We start from the raw sequence: 16,423 nt of genomic DNA, 5'->3' as shown, positions 1-16,423 counted from the left end.
GGAAAATGATTATTTTTATCAAAAAATAAAAAAATGAATCAAATATTAGACATTACTTTAACCAGCCGAAAAATAGTTTCACAGTTTTTAAAAGGATATACTTTAGCGCAACTTAACACGATTCCGGAAGGATTCAACAATAACCTGATTTGGAACATCGGTCATATAATAGTGACACAGCAAGTATTAGTGTATAAATTATCGGGTTTACCGATGATGGTTTCTGAGGAAATGGTAGAAAAATATAAAAAAGGAACTAAGCCAGAACATATTGCAACACAAGAAGAATTAGCCGAAATGAAGGATTTGTTATTTGAAACTATCAATCAAACTAAACTTGATTTTGAAAATAAAAACTTCAAAAACTTCACTGAATATCCTACATCAACAGGGTATACGCTAGAAAGTGCTCAAGATGCAATGGCTTTCAATGATTTTCATGAAGGGCTTCACATTGGGATTATGATGAGCATTAGAAAATTTATTTAATCTCTTTTGGCAAAAGAAAAATTCCCTGTTACTTGCTTTATTTTTCATTAAGACACAACCCTGAAAAGGAAGCACAAGCAGTTTGGTTTTTTGTACTTGAATACCAAAAAAGGATTCTTTTTTATAAAAAAAGTAGTAATTTGTATAACTCACAGCGTATAATAATAGCAACATGCAAAGACCTTCATTTTCCATATACGATGCATCAGCTGGATCCGGAAAAACCTATGCGCTTGTCAAAGAGTACCTCAAGATTATTCTTGTTGCAAAAAAAAATGATGCCTATCGCACTATACTGGCTATTACGTTTACCAACAAAGCGGTGCACGAAATGAAAAGCCGAATTGTGGGTAGTCTTTCTGAATTTGCAAAAGACGAGCCCAGTCACAAAGCCCAGGACTTGATGCAGGATTTAGCAATAGATACAGAACTTTCGATCCTCGAAATCAAAACTAAATCACAGCAAATTATCAAGCATATTATTCATAACTACGCTGCATTTGATATTTCTACGATTGATAAATTCACCCACAAGGTAATTCGGGCCTTTGCGCATGATTTGAATTTGCCCATGACTTTTGAAGTCACCCTGGACACTGAAAATTTATTAATTGAGGCTGTAGATGCTATAATTGCTCAGGCCGGTGAAGATGAAACGTTGACAAAACTGCTCATCGATTTCACGATGGAAAAAACTGACGATGATAAATCTTGGGATATTTCCCGTGAAATTCTAGAGACAGGCCGTTTGATCCTCAATGAAAATAACAGAAACGAAATCACGCAGTTTCAGGATAAATCCATCGCTGAGTTCGTTGCAATAAAAAAGAAATTAGTAGAAGCCAGTAAAGATTTAGAAAAACAGACTGTTGTTTTTGCAACAGCGGCCTTGTTATTAATTGACACCAATGGAATTGATGTAAAATCTTTTTCCAGAGGAACTTTTCCCAATCATATCAATAGTATTCAACAGGGAAAATTCAATCCGAAGAATAAAATTTTTCGTAAGTTGGAAGATATAGCCATAAATAAAACGGCAAAAGATCGTGCGATTATTGAAAACATAATTCCAGATTTATTGCAATTTTTAGACAAAGTTTACAAAGCTTTCGAAAAGATCCATTTCTATAAAGCCTTCCTGAAAAACATTACACCACTTTCCTTATTAAATACGGTAAGTAATGAATTAGCCAAAACACAAAGTGAACAAAATGTACTTTCCATTTCAGAATTTAATGCCATAATCCATAGGGAAATTCAAAACCAGCCGGCGCCTTTTATATACGAACGATTGGGGGAACGCTACCGCCATTTTTTTATCGATGAATTTCAGGATACTTCGGAGATGCAATGGCAAAACCTGATTCCGCTTATTGATAATGCCCTTTCCGGACAGGATGATTATGGAGAAAAAGGAACCTTGATGATTGTGGGCGATCCCAAACAGTCTATTTACAGGTGGCGCGGCGGAAAAGCCGAACAGTTTATTGAATTGAGTAAAGATCAAAACCCGTTCAATAATCCTGATAAAAAACTTGAACATCTTGATAAAAATTACCGAAGTTATTCGCAGGTAATCGAATTTAATAATGAATTTTTTAAATTGTTGTCCGGTGAATTTGCTCATTTAGATTACAAAGAGTTGTATGAAAATCACAGCCACCAAAAAACCAATGACAAAACAGGAGGTTATGTGAATATTTCTTTTATCCCAAAAGTAGAGAAAACAAATGATAATCCGGAAGCTTCTGGAGACGAAGAAGCTTTAGATAAAACTGATTTATATGTTTTGGCCACGCTGAATACGATTCAAAAAGTAATTCAAAAAGGATTTGAATACAAAGATATTGTCATTCTTACCCGGAAACGAAGTCAGGGAATTGCGATTGCGAACTATTTGACAGAGCAAAGAATACCGCTTTTATCCTCGGAAACGTTAATGATTCAAAATGCTACTGAAGTACGATTGATTATTCATTTATTAAAATACCTGAAAAACAACGCTGATTTAGAAGCTAAGGCGAATTTCCTTTACTATATAGGAACGCATATTCAGGACAGATTACCTGTTGCTGATTTCATTGCCAAAGGAATGGCATTGTTTCAGGAAACGGATTTCGAAAATTGGCTGGTGAGTTTTAATATTTCATTGTCGTTTCAAGACATTAGAAAAAAATCATTGTATGAAGCGGTGGAGGTTATTATTGCAAAGTTCCTCTCCCCGGCCCTCTCCAAAGAAAAGGATGACGAAGTGGTTAATCGTAAGGATAAATTCCATCTTATTGAATCAATACATGCTGAGAAAATTCTTTGGATGGAGTTTAAATCTAGATCATTTGAAGATTATAAATTCAGGCAACACCATTTGATAGCTGATTTTATTGTTCATTTTGTTTGTTTATCGAAAAAACTGGTTGTTGAAGTGGATGAGGATTATCATTTTACCGAAGAGCAGGTTCAGTTAGATAATAATAGAACAATTACCCTGAATAAATTAGGGTATAAAGTCATTCGATTTACCAATGAACAGGTTATAAAGAATATTTCGGAAGTTTTAAAACGAATAAAAGAAGAATTAATTCAACGAGAAGAAATTCAAGACTCCAACTTATCGGTGTCGGCTCCTGCCCCTTCGGGGAAGGTTAGGGAGGGGAATGCCTACGTCCAATATTTTTTAGACATAGTTCTGGAACGTGACATTCGCAACCAAGCAGGAATTTCTGACTTTTTAAATTTCTGGGATAAAAATGCACAAAAATTTAGTATTCCTTCACCAGAAGGAAATAATGCCGTTCGGATTATGACAATTCATAAATCAAAAGGATTGGAGTTTCCGGTAGTCATTATGCCATTTGCAGAGGAAGATTACAACAGGAAACCAAAAGATAAATTGTGGCTCAATGCTGAAGGAGGAATTTTTGGCCTGTCAAAAGTATTAATTGATAACAATAGCGCCGTAGAAGGATTTGGAGAGGAAGCGGCTGAGATTTACAATCAAAAGAAACAGGAAGAATTATTAGACAATATCAATGTGCTTTATGTGGCTTTGACCAGAGCGGAGGAACAGTTGTATGTGATTTCAAATATGAATTTATCCAGTAAAGGGGAAGTTCCAAAAAATAATATGTGTGCTTTTTTTATTAATTATTTAGAGAGTAAAGGGGAATTCGATACCGATAAATTGGAATATGATTTTGGGGATATCGCTAAATTATCAAAAGAAAAAAAACACATTGATACCTCCAAAACAATTCCGTTAGTTTTGGAAATTTTGAATCCAAAAAACATCAAAATTGCACAAAGAGAAGCATTGATGTGGGGAACACAACAACAGGAAGCCATTGCCTATGGAAACGTCATTCATGAGATTTTATCTTTTGTGAAAACGAAAAACGATATAGATTTAGCTATAACAAAAGCGATCGAAAACGGACTCATCGTTTTTAAACAAAAGGAAGCCGTTTACAGTACCATACAGGAAATTGTCACTCATACAGAACTAACCGATTATTTTTCGGAAGGGAATGAGGTACTGAATGAACAAACAATTATTCAAAAGGAAGGAAAGACTATAAAACCGGACCGAATGGTTTTGACAAAAAATAAAGAAGTGTTGCTGTTGGATTATAAAACAGGAACACATAATCCTAAATACCACTTACAATTAGAAAAATATCAAAATGCAATTGAATTAATGGGGTATAAAGTGGTAAAAAAAGCACTAATTTATATAGGAAAAGAAATCGATGTAGTAAATTTGTAGCCTAAAAAATGAATTATTCGCAAAATTGAATTTTAAAAACATAAAAAATGTACGGAAAAATTAAAGACTATTTACAGTCAGAATTACAAACAATAGAAGACAATGGAATCTTCAAATCAGAGCGCATTATCACCTCACCACAAGATGCAGAAATAACCATTTCGACAGGAGAAACGGTTTTAAATTTTTGTGCCAATAATTATCTTGGCTTGTCATCCCATCCAGAAGTTGTTCAGGCTGCAAAAGACGCTCTTGATACGCATGGTTTTGGAATGTCATCGGTGCGTTTTATTTGTGGGACACAAGACATTCATAAAACTTTGGAAAAAAAGATTTCTGAGTTTTATGGCACAGAAGATACCATTCTTTATGCGGCCGCTTTTGATGCAAACGGAGGTGTTTTTGAACCCTTATTAGGAGATCAGGATTGTATTATTTCGGATAGTTTAAATCATGCCTCTATTATAGATGGTGTTCGTTTGTGTAAAGCGACGCGATATCGCTATGAAAATAGCAATATGGGAGACCTGGAAAAGCAGCTGATTAAGGCTACAGAAGCCGGTACCCGTTTCAAATTAATTGTTACGGATGGTGTTTTCTCCATGGATGGCGTTGTAGCTCCGTTGGATAAAATTTGTGATTTGGCCGATAAATATGACGCAATGGTTATGGTTGATGAATGCCATGCTGCTGGATTTATTGGTGCTACCGGAAAAGGGACACTTGAGTTAAAAGGAGTCATGGGAAGAGTAGATATTATTACAGGAACCTTAGGAAAAGCACTTGGTGGCGCCATGGGCGGGTATACGACCGCTAAAAAAGAAATTATCGAAATATTACGTCAACGTTCCAGACCGTATTTATTTTCAAATTCCTTAGCACCAGCAATCGTTGGAGCTTCCATTAAGGTTTTTGAACTCTTAGAAAAAGATACAACACTTAGAGACAAACTAGAATGGAATACTAATTATTTTAGAGATGGGATTAAAAAAGCAGGTTTTGATATCATTGATGGGGATTCTGCAATAGTACCGGTGATGTTATATGATGCAAAATTGTCTCAAACTATGGCAAATGAATTATTAAAAAGAGGAATTTATGTAATAGGCTTCTTTTTTCCAGTAGTTCCTAAAGATAAAGCAAGAATTAGAGTACAACTTTCTGCGGCACATACAAAAGCGCATTTAGATCAGGCAATAAATGCCTTTGTAGCGGTAGGAAAAGAGTTAAATGTTATATAATTCGCACTTTTAGCCTTGTTTGTAGGTTTTTTTTAACATAATATTTTGTAGTTTAAAAATTACGTCCTATTTTTGCTTGTAATTAACTAAATTGTAATTAAAAAAATTAAGTATGAAACATCTTAACAAAATTTTAGTTGCTGCGATGATGGTGATGGGTTTAAGTTCTCACGCACAAGACAGTAACAACCCATGGGCAATCTCTTTTGGAGCAAATGCCGTAGACACTAGAACTAGTGCTGGTGGAGGAAATAATTGGCTAGACCGTCATTTTTCGCAACCTTTTGACGCGAAAACAAACTGGAACGTCCTACCTTCTGTATCGTATTTAAGTGTCTCAAAATACGTAGGAGATAATTTCTCTTTTGGTCTTACTGGATCTGTAAACAAAATTGATAAGTTTGTAACTTTTGCTCCAGGTGCTGTAGGTCATGACTCCAGAGGATATCTTGTCACTAATCCTGGTGATTTAATGTATTATGGTGTTGATGCTACGATAAGATACAGCTTCATGAATTTAATTAAATCTAAAGTTATAGACCCATCTCTTTCTATTGGTGGTGGATATACATTCTTTGGAGACAGTAGTTTTGGAACTTTAAACCCAGGTGCTGGTTTAACTTTATGGTTTTCCGAAAATGTTGGTTTCGAACTTGCAACTAGATACAAAAAATCTTTTGGTGATAGAGTAGATGTTTCTAGAACTCCTGATGCTCCATCTCATTTTCAACACTCTGCTGGTATTATCTTCAAATTTGGTGGAAAAGATACAGATGGTGATGGAATATATGACAAAGATGATGCTTGTCCAGAAGTTGCTGGTTTAAAAGAATTCAACGGATGTCCTGATACAGATGGAGACGGAATTCAAGACAGTGAAGATGAGTGTCCAAATGAAGCTGGTCCTAAAGAATTAAAAGGATGTCCTGATACAGATGGAGACGGTGTTGCTGATAAAGATGACAAATGTCCTACAGTTGCAGGTCCTAAAGAAAACGGTGGATGCCCATGGCCAGATACTGATGGAGATGGTGTTCTAGACAAAGATGATGAGTGCCCTACTATTGCTGGCCCAGCTAGCAACAAAGGATGTCCTGAAGTAACTACTGAAGCTTTAGACAATCTTAAAATTCAAGCTAGAGCAGTTTACTTTAATTCTGGTAAAGCAACTTTCAAAACTGGAGATGTTCCAGCTAGATTAGATGCAATGGCAGAAATCCTAAAAAATTATCCAAATGCTAAATTTAGCATTGAAGGACATACAGATAGCGATGGTTCAGATGAATACAACCAAAAACTTTCTGAAGATAGAGCTAGTATCGTTAAAGAAGCTATGATCGAAAGAGGAATAAAAGCTGAAAACTTAAATACTGTTGGTTTTGGCGAAAGCACTCCAGTTGAAACAAATAAAACTGCTGCAGGTAAAGCTAAAAACAGAAGAACTGAATTGTTATTGCAAAAATAATATTGTTCAAAAATTTTTAGAAAACGCCTCGATTTATCGAGGCGTTTTTTTTATTTTTATAAAATGACAAATACTTCTTTTCTAGATAAAATAGCTTCGGTTTTAATCGCAAAATACGCTGACACTCTTTCCAATACGATTGTTGTTTTACCAAACAAACGAGCTAAAATATTCCTGATTGAAGCCTTAAAGAAACAAGTCGCAACCAACATAATTTCACCCGAAATTATAAGTGTTGAGGATTTTGTTCAAAACATAGCTGGTATCCGCACTATAGATCCTATCGAATTATTATTCGAATTCTATGAAGTGTATTTATCTATTACCGCGACAGCAAATCAACAATCCTTTGAATTATTTGCCAATTGGGCCAAAACACTCCTGCAGGACTTCAATGAAATTGACCGCTATTTACTAGATCCATCCCATGTTCTTTCCTATCTGAAAGACATTGAAGACATCAAAAAATGGGGAATTGAAGTAGAAAACAAAACGGCATTATTAGAAAAATATATTGATTTTTGGAAACTACTGCCCAACTATTATCAATCATTGTACGCTCATTTACTGAACAAGGGAATCGGCTATCAAGGATTAATCTATCGTGAAGCAGTGCATAACATAAATCATTTTTCGAATTCCCTACATGACAAAAAATTCGTCTTTGCGGGTTTTAATGCATTGAATGCAGCCGAAGAAAAAATAATCCAACACCTCATCGCTTCTGATCAAGCCAAAATATATTGGGACGCAGACCAAACCTTTCTCAATGATCCCTATCATGATGCTGGTTTATTTGTAAGACGTTTTAAAGAAAACTGGAAACATTATAAATTACATCCGTTTGAATGGATTGTAAATGATTTTTCTCAAACTAAAAACATTCAGGTCATTGGCACACCCAAAACAATTGGTCAAGCCAAAATAGCCGGGAGTATTATCGAGAATATCATCAATGAATCACAAAGCCTAGGGACTGATGGAACGCTAGATAAAGTTGCTGTGGTTCTGGGCGAAGAAAATCTTTTGGTACCGCTTTTATATTCATTACCCTCAAGTGTTGGCGCTTTGAATATTACGATGGGATATTCCAGCAAGAACAATCCAGCGCAGATTTTGACTGCTAAATTATTCAAAATGCACACAAATGCATTGTCCAGAAATGCTAAAAGCTATGTCTTATACTACAAAGATATCTTAGATATTTTAACCCACCCTTTGGTGGAACCATACGCAAAAACCAGCGCGCTAGTCCAAACCATTAACCAAAATAATTATACTTTTATTACGCATCATAAATTGATGGAATTGAATGGAATTCCAAGTGAAATATTTCTTTTATTATTCCAAAAATGGGAAAAGGGTTCGATTCCAGTTTTAGAGACCATTTCAAAATTATTGCAAACCATCAAAGGAAATTTAAGCAACGACAACGAAGAAGAAAAAATCACCAAAGCTTTTGTTTTTGCTATTTTTAAAGTCATTAACAAACTAATTAATTATTATTCAAAGCACGAACATATCGATAAAATCGAAACTCTTTATGCCATTTATAAACAAGTTATTGATTTGGCCGAGGTTTCATTTGAAGGAGAACCGCTCAATGGTTTGCAAATTATGGGCGTTTTAGAAAGCCGTGTATTAGATTTTGAAACCGTTATTGTCACTTCGATGAATGAAGGGAAATTCCCGGCCGGAAAATCGCAAAATTCGTTTATCCCCTATGATGTAAAACGCGAATTGGGCTTACCCACATTCAAAGAAAAAGATGCAATTTACACCTATCATTTCTATCATTTATTACAAAGAGCAAAGAACATTTATTTAATTTATAATACCGAGAGTGAAGGATTGGATGCCGGAGAAAAAAGCAGATTCATCACGCAACTGGAAGTCGAAAAACAAAAAAATCATACGCTGACTCACGAAATTTATAATGCCCTGCTACCCGAAACAGCGTGTCAGCCTATGGTGATTCCAAAATCAGAACGTGTTATGCTGCGATTGAAAGAAATAGCCGAAAAAGGGTTTTCTCCATCGGCGATGACGAGTTATATCCGGAATCCAATTCAGTTTTATTTCCAGAAGATTTTACGCATCAGCGAAGTAGAAGAAGTAGAGGAAAATATTGCCTTGAATACCTTGGGAACTATTATCCACGAAACTTTGAAAGTTTTATACGAGCCTTTCATTGATAAATTTATATCAGAAAGTGATATTCTAAATTGTTTCAAACAAATAGATACAGAGGTTTTGAAACAATTCAAATTGGTGTACAAAGAAGGTGAAATCAAAAAGGGTAGAAATTTGCTGGCATTTGAAGTCGCCAAGCGCAATGTTTCGAATTTCCTGAAAGTGGAACTGGAAAGTATCAAGAATGGTGATGCAATAAAAATTATAGCTTTGGAACAAACATTCGAGCGAATTATAAATCATCCTAATTTGCCTTTTCCGGTATTGATAAAAGGAAATGTAGACCGGATTGAAGAGCGCAACGGACTCATTCGAATTATCGATTATAAAACCGGAAAAGTAGAAAAAGCAAGCGTTACACTGAAATCATGGAAAGGACTTACTGAAGATATTAAAAGCGACAAAATCATTCAGGTGCTGGCGTATGCTTATATGTATGAGCATGACGCTAAAGGAAAACCAATTGAAGCAGGAATAATTTCTTTTAAGAATTTAAAAGCAGGTTTTCTTGCGTTTAATTTTAAAGAAATCAACGAAATAAATGCAATTATAAATGAAGAAATATTAGGTAATTATTTAGAGCAAATGGTTCTTTTATTAAGCGAAATTTTAGATGAAAACATTCCTTTTGAAGAAAAACTAATTTAAACAAAATTCCCAATCAGAAAACTAGCCAATATCTTCGAATTTTACAAAAGCACCTTAACAATTAACATGTCAATAAGCACTTTAGCATGGGTTTTTGGCGGATTTGAAACCTTCAAATACGCCCTTATTATTTTTGGTTTCTTCATTAGCCTTTTGATAAAAGAAGTGAATGCTAAAAACGAATATCTGTTTTATTACAACAACGGAATCTCTAAATTGCATCTATTCATTTATGGTTTTCTGATGAATTTTGTTTTTTCGCTAATGCTGATTTTAGTCATTAATGTAGTATTGAAATTCGTATGACTAAAAATATTTTAGAAATAGATAGTATCCAAAAACAATATGAGGGGAAAAGTATAGTTTCTGATGTGTATTTGAGATGTGAAACTGCTGATATTATTGGGGTTTTAGGAAGAAATGGTTCCGGGAAATCGACCTTGTTAAAAATCATTTTCGGAATTGTAACTGCTGATTTTAAATTTGTTCGGGTAGATGGCGTCGTGAAATCAAAAACTAGTGATTTGCTAAACGAAATCAGTTATTTGTCTCAAGATAATTTTATTCCAAATTCATTTTCGATAAAAAAGACTATTCAATTGGCTATTGCCAAAGATAAATTACAGGATTTTTATGCTGACGATATGATTCAATCGATGATAGAGAAAAAAATAAAACATTTATCTGGCGGAGAATTACGGTATTTAGAAATTAAATTAATCCTGAATAATGCATCGAAATTTGCTTTACTAGACGAACCATACAATGGCTTATCACCCATAATGATTGAAAAAATTAATGAATTAATCACTGCAATGTCCAGCACAAAAGGCATTATTATCACGGATCATAATTATGAAAATGTGATAAAAGTCTCCACAAAACTGGCGTTGATGAAAGAAGGAAAAATGTACCATTTAAAAGACAAAAGCGAATTGGTGGAAAAAGGGTATTTGAAACCTGGAATGATTTAGATGCTTTTGAAAAAAGCTAATAATACGTTCAACAATTCGTCTTGGTTTTCAATGTGACTCATGTGTCCGTCCGGAAAAGTCACCAGTTTCATGGCTGTGCCTTCTATCTGTTCCTTGGTTTCTTCGTAATTTAGAACCGGGTCTTTTTCGCCCAGAATCAAAAGTTTAGGAAAAGATGCTAAATGCAACAACACTTCTCTGTCTTGTCGTATTTTCATTCCTTCCAGTGAGGCAACGATTCCCTGAAGGGGTGTTTTTAAAGCTTCCTTCTTTACGCTTTCAATTACTGATAAAAGGCGCTCTCTGTTGTTTTCACTGAATAAATTTGCAATAGAAAGTGAGATGAAATTGACAAAAGATTGTTTTACTGCTTTTATAGCCCGATCTCTATTTGTTTTTCGTTCCTCGCTGTCGGCTCTTGCGGTCGAGTTTAATAAAACCAATCCTTTTATCGTGTCCGGATACAATTCGGCGAAAGCCAAAGCTACATAACCGCCCATAGAATGCCCTACAAAAATGGCTTTACGGATGCGTAGTTCCGATAAAACAGCGTGCACAGCATCAGCATTATCCTCCATCGTTTGCACGTAACTCAAACATTCCGTTTCGCCATGTCCCAATAAATCAATGGTGATGATGCGGTTTTTTTTAGCAAACTCCGGAATATAAAAATCCCACATGCCTTTATTTTCCAAGAAACCGTGAAGTAAGACAATAGCGGTTCCCTTCCCGGTATCGGAATAGGAGATGTTGGTATTTTTAAAGAGAATTTGTTTCAAGGTTTTTTGTTTAAAGTACTAGATTCAGCTAATTAATGTAACTTTATAAAAAAGACATTTCCGCCCTTTCGTTCAAATGCAACAAATGTTGTTTATTTGCGCCTGACAAAACTTAAAAATAAGGAGCCCCGTAATCCGCGAACAAAGATACACAATCAGTGTACTATTTAGAACTAACTATAAAAAGCAAAATAGCAATTTTAGATCGAGACAAATCTGTCATAACCCAATAAGCAAAGTGCAATTGTAATTTACGTATTGAAAATCAATTCTTTACCGTGTTTTCAACAAAAAATCCGTCTGTTGATTGAACCAGACGGATTTTTAATACATAATGAGAATGTTTTATTATTCTATTTCAGAAACTCTCAGGGTGTTTACCATCCCCTTTTCCTTAATAGGCATTGCTGCTAAATTGATAAGGAAATCTCCTTTTTGTACAAAGCCTTTTTGTTTTACAATTTCATTTATGTCCGTTACGGTATCATCTGTGCTTACATCTTTAGTGTACATGAAAGATTTTACACCCCATAATAAATTAAGCTGAGTAAGGATTCTCTTATTTGAGGTAAACACTAAAATGTGTGCATTTGGTCTCCATGCAGAAATTTGAAATGCGGTATACCCACTATTTGTCAAAGTACAAATTGCTTTTGCTTTGATTATATTAGCCATGGAGGCAGCGTGGTGACAAATTGTTTTAGTGATAAATCGTTTTGTTTTTATCTGTGGCGTATTTTGTGGCACTTGGATTAGCGGTGAATCTTCTACAGCTTCAATGATTTGAGTCATTTTTTGAATTACCTGAACCGGATAATTTCCAGTTGCTGTTTCTCCCGAAAGCATTACGGCATCAGCACCATCCATAACGGAGTTAGCAACATCATTTACTTCGGCACGAGTTGGTGTAAGAGACGTAATCATTGTTTCCATCATTTGCGTGGCAACAATAACTGGAATTCTAGCCGTTTTGGCTCTGCGAATAAGTTCTTTTTGAACTAACGGTACTTCATGAGCAGGAAGTTCTACTCCTAAATCTCCTCTGGCAACCATCAGACCATCACAATAAGCAACAATTTTGTCAATGTTTTCTAGTGCTTCCGGCATTTCGATTTTGGCAATAATTGGAATTTTATGTTCTGAATGTTTGGCGATTAATTCTTGTAATTCTTGTAAATCTTGTGGTGTTTTCACGAAAGATAAGGCAATCCAATCTACATTTTGGCCAATGGCAAAAATGGCATCTGCAATATCTTTTTCGGTCATTGCCGGTAGGGATATTTTTGTATTAGGTAAATTTACTCCTTTTTTTGATTTCAATTCGCCACCTTGAATTACTCTTGCTATAACTTCTGATTTTTTATCCGTCTCCACAATTTCGAAAATGAGTTTACCATCATCAAGCAAAATTCTTTCTCCAGGATTTACATCATTTGGAAAGTTTTGATATTTCATGAATACTTTCTTAGCAGTTCCAAGAATATCTTCGGCAGTTGTAAATGTAATTAGATCCCCATCGTGTACGACGACACCTTCCTCCATAACTCCTACTCGAAGTTTTGGCCCTTGTAAATCGCCAAGAATCGCAGTTGTATAACCAAACTCTTCATTTAAACCTCGTATAAGGCTTATTTTTTCTTTTACATCATTGTAGTCCGCATGCGAGAAGTTTACTCGGAACACATTTACACCAGCTTCGATCATGTCTTTTATGATCTCTCTTGTACTGCATGCAGGCCCAAGTGTGGCTACAATTTTAGTTTTTTTGTTTGTAAGCATTTGTATTAAAAAATTAAATTGTTTTTAGATTTTATTTTATTTGTATCTACTATATAAACAGTAGATATGCTGTTTATGGTATTTAATAGGAGCTGCGTTTGGGACACGTTTATGGCATCTTCGTGATGTTCTATTTTTAAAAAATAATCTACTTTTTTAAATTCAGGAAGTAAAAAGACTTTTGTTGAAACTTCCATGGACACGTTAGAAAATAGATTTTGGTTATTTCCTTTATTATACTGGATGACCTCATTTTTATTTTGAATCAAATTCCAAGAAATACCGCTTTCGATGTCTTCATAATAAAATCTGGAAAAACCTGTTTCTCCTTCTTTAATATTAATTTGAATTTCACTTTTACTTTTACTAAGATTCACAGGCAGCATTTGATTAATAAAAAATGCCAAACGATAGTCCTCTAATGAAGTATGAATCGCAATAAGATAGTAATCTATTTCGTCAAATTCGCCCAGATCAAGTTTAAGAATAGCCATTTCATGAAAAAATAAGATGTAAATATAGTATTTCTATCGAAGTATTGACCGTTCAAAAGGTGATGTTTTTGTTAATTTATAAACGAAAACGATATAGTTTTATGTATATTAAATTATTTTCTGTCCATTTTTTCTTGAAATGCAAAATAAGCGCGTTGGGATGCTTTTTCTTCTGCTTTCTTTTTTGATGTGGCTCTTGCTTTAGCAATCACTTTATTGTCAATGCTAAGTTTTACACCAAACAGACGTTGCCCGTCAATGGCATTGTCCTCAAAAATATCATAATGAAATATTTTTTTTTCTTTTTGACACCATTCTATCACCAGACTTTTGTAGCTGATTACTTTTCCTTCGAGTCTTGCAATATCTACATAAGGCACTACTACTCTTTTTTGAATGAATTTTTCGCAATATACATAACCTCGGTCTAAGTAAATCGCTCCCACCAATGACTCAAAAATATTACCATGGATGTTCTCGCCAAAATGCTGAAGTGGCACTTTGCTTTCTATGTATTGCACTAAATTTAAGTCTTTCCCTAATTCGTTCAAATGCTCCCTACTCACAATTTTAGAACGCATTTTAGTCAAATATCCTTCGTCCCCAGCGGGTGCTTTATTGAATAGATGAGCCGCAATAACGGAGCTTAACATTGCGTCTCCCAAGAATTCTAACCGTTCGTAATTGATTGGATTTCCTAAAATATCAAGGCGATTAGAGGAACGATGGGTGAATGCTTTTTTATAAAAATCAAGATTTAAAGGGGCAAATCCTAAAATTTTCTGAATAGAATCAAAAAAAATCCCGTCTTCTGGAGAACGGGATTTTGAAAATATTTTTCTAATTATACGCATTTATAATTAGATTTCTAATTTTTTTACTAGTACACAAGCATTGTGACCTCCAAAACCGAAAGTATTACTCATCACTACATTCATTTCTCTTTTCTGAGCTTTGTTGAACGTAAAATTTAGTTTAGCGTCGATATTTTCATCATCTGTGAAATGATTTATTGTTGGTGGCACTAGTCCATGTTTTAAGGAAAGTATCGAAGAAATTGTTTCTACTGCTCCGGCTGCACCAAGTAAATGGCCTGTCATAGATTTAGTCGAATTTAAATTCATCGTGTAAGCATGTTCCCCAAAAACATGAAGTATTGCTTTAGATTCTGCCATGTCACCAAGTGGCGTAGAGGTTCCGTGCATATTCACACCATCTACATCAGTTGCTTGTAAACCGGCATCTCTCAAACAGTTTAACATTACATTTTTAGCGCCTAATCCTTCAGGATGCGGTGCCGTAATATGGTAGGCATCAGCTGACATTCCGCCACCGCCAATTTCGCAGTAAATATTTGCTCCACGAGCAATAGCGTGTTCGTATTCTTCTAGGACTAATGCGCCAGCTCCTTCGCCTAAGATAAAACCATCTCGATCTTTATCCATTGGTCTTGAAGCGGTTTTAGGATCGTCATTTCTGGTAGATAAAGCATGCATGGCATTAAAGCCTCCCATTCCGGCTATTGTCACCGCAGCTTCAGAGCCTCCGGTTATCATAGCATCAGCATGACCTAATCTTATATAGTTGAAAGCATCAATAATAGCATTTGTAGAAGAAGCACAAGCAGAAACAGTGGTAAAATTTGGACCTCTGAATCCGTATTTTATAGAGATATGTCCTCCTGCGATATCCGAAATCATTTTTGGAATAAAGAAAGGATTAAATTTAGGAGTACCATCACCTGCAGCAAAGTTCAACATTTCAATTTGAAAAGTTTCTAATCCTCCAATTCCAGAGCCCCAGATAACACCTACTCTGTCTTTGTCTAATTTTTCAAAATTGAAACCGGCATCTACAACCGCTTCATCAGAGGCAACCATAGCATACTGCGCATAGCGATCCATTTTTCTGGCTTCTTTTCTGTCTAAGAAATCTTCAGCATTAAAATTTTTCAATTCGCACGCAAATTGAGTTTTAAATTTTGAAGCATCAAAATAAGTTATTGGTGCTGCTCCACTAACGCCATTAATAAGTCCATTCCAATATTCTTGAATGTTATTTCCAATAGGAGTAAGAGCACCTAAACCTGTTACAACAACTCGTCTTAATACCATAAATTCTTTATTTTTTGTTATCTTTAAACAAATAAAACCCATGCTTTCTTTACTGTATTTTTACAAAAAGAGCCATGGGTATTACAATAAATATCTTTTTGATTGAAATCCAATCTCGAATTTAATTTCAAAATAATAATAACACCCGCTTACAAGATTGTAAACGGGTGCGTATTTATTATTTTTTTGCTTCCTCGATGTAAGAGATTGCTTGACCTACAGTAGCGATGTTTTCTGCTTGATCATCTGGAATTTGAATGTCAAATTCTTTTTCGAATTCCATAATAAGCTCAACAGTGTCTAATGAGTCAGCTCCTAAATCATTAGTGAAGCTTGCTTCTGTTACAACTTCGTTTTCGTCAACACCTAATTTGTCTACGATAATCGCTTTTACTCTTGATGCAATGTCTGACATAATCTTTAATTTTAGAATTTAATTTGTTGGCAAAAATAAAAAACTTTATTTGAAAACAACTATTTAGTT

13 protein-coding genes are annotated in these 16,423 nt (G+C 34.8%); 7 read left to right on the top strand and 6 right to left on the bottom strand.

Going from position 1 to position 16,423, the window contains the following annotated elements:
- Positions 1-33: 33 nt before the first annotated feature.
- From EKL95_RS06470 to EKL95_RS06440, 7 genes are all read left to right on the top strand, one after another.
- Positions 34-489 carry a DinB family protein gene (locus tag EKL95_RS06470; protein WP_126452751.1) on the top strand — a complete coding sequence of 152 codons (456 nt, stop codon included), beginning with the start codon at positions 34-36 and terminating at the stop codon, positions 487-489.
- Positions 490-661: 172 nt separating this feature from the next.
- The gene (locus EKL95_RS06465; protein WP_126563803.1) at positions 662-4,252 is read left to right on the top strand and encodes a UvrD-helicase domain-containing protein; all 3,591 of its coding nucleotides are present in this window, start codon (positions 662-664) and stop codon (positions 4,250-4,252) included.
- 47 nt (positions 4,253-4,299) lie between these two features.
- Positions 4,300-5,493, top strand: coding sequence for a glycine C-acetyltransferase (kbl, locus tag EKL95_RS06460; protein WP_126554690.1), 1,194 nt, complete (start codon positions 4,300-4,302; stop codon positions 5,491-5,493).
- A gap of 112 nt (positions 5,494-5,605) precedes the next feature.
- The gene (locus EKL95_RS06455; RefSeq protein WP_126562663.1) at positions 5,606-6,958 is read left to right on the top strand and encodes an OmpA family protein; all 1,353 of its coding nucleotides are present in this window, start codon (positions 5,606-5,608) and stop codon (positions 6,956-6,958) included.
- A gap of 63 nt (positions 6,959-7,021) precedes the next feature.
- Positions 7,022-9,799, top strand: coding sequence for a PD-(D/E)XK nuclease family protein (locus EKL95_RS06450; protein WP_126563802.1), 2,778 nt, complete (start codon positions 7,022-7,024; stop codon positions 9,797-9,799).
- 66 nt (positions 9,800-9,865) lie between these two features.
- Positions 9,866-10,105, top strand: a complete 240-nt coding sequence (locus tag EKL95_RS06445) for a hypothetical protein (RefSeq protein ID WP_126461807.1) — start codon at positions 9,866-9,868, stop codon at positions 10,103-10,105.
- Entirely contained in the window at positions 10,102-10,773 is a 672-nt protein-coding gene (locus EKL95_RS06440) for an ATP-binding cassette domain-containing protein (RefSeq protein WP_126554682.1), read from the top strand. Before EKL95_RS06445 ends, EKL95_RS06440 begins: the two co-directional genes overlap by 4 nt.
- On the opposite strand, the gene EKL95_RS06435 is transcribed toward EKL95_RS06440, so the two are convergent.
- From EKL95_RS06435 to EKL95_RS06410, 6 genes are all read right to left on the bottom strand, one after another.
- Entirely contained in the window at positions 10,770-11,552 is a 783-nt protein-coding gene (locus tag EKL95_RS06435) for an alpha/beta fold hydrolase (protein ID WP_126563801.1), read from the bottom strand. The genes EKL95_RS06440 and EKL95_RS06435 overlap by 4 nt on opposite strands.
- A gap of 348 nt (positions 11,553-11,900) precedes the next feature.
- The gene (pyk, locus tag EKL95_RS06430; RefSeq protein ID WP_126562657.1) at positions 11,901-13,331 is read right to left on the bottom strand and encodes a pyruvate kinase; all 1,431 of its coding nucleotides are present in this window, start codon (positions 13,329-13,331) and stop codon (positions 11,901-11,903) included.
- A gap of 5 nt (positions 13,332-13,336) precedes the next feature.
- Positions 13,337-13,825: an IPExxxVDY family protein gene (locus EKL95_RS06425; protein ID WP_126461799.1), complete on the bottom strand. Its 489-nt coding sequence runs from the start codon at positions 13,823-13,825 to the stop codon at positions 13,337-13,339.
- A gap of 113 nt (positions 13,826-13,938) precedes the next feature.
- A complete protein-coding gene (locus EKL95_RS06420) occupies positions 13,939-14,679 on the bottom strand; it encodes a ribonuclease III family protein (RefSeq protein ID WP_126461796.1) in 741 nt (246 codons plus the stop codon).
- A gap of 6 nt (positions 14,680-14,685) precedes the next feature.
- Complete coding sequence (fabF, locus tag EKL95_RS06415) at positions 14,686-15,939, bottom strand: beta-ketoacyl-ACP synthase II (RefSeq protein ID WP_126461793.1); 1,254 nt, start codon at positions 15,937-15,939, stop codon at positions 14,686-14,688.
- A 178-nt stretch (positions 15,940-16,117) separates the two neighbouring features.
- Positions 16,118-16,354 (bottom strand): acyl carrier protein, encoded by a 237-nt coding sequence (locus EKL95_RS06410; RefSeq protein WP_007137004.1) that lies wholly within the window; start codon positions 16,352-16,354, stop codon positions 16,118-16,120.
- Positions 16,355-16,423: the final 69 nt, after the last annotated feature.

The organism is Flavobacterium sp. LB2P53, assembly GCF_003970305.1.
Classification (GTDB): Bacteria; Bacteroidota; Bacteroidia; order Flavobacteriales; family Flavobacteriaceae; genus Flavobacterium.
This window is presented reverse-complemented; position numbering and strand designations above follow the sequence as displayed.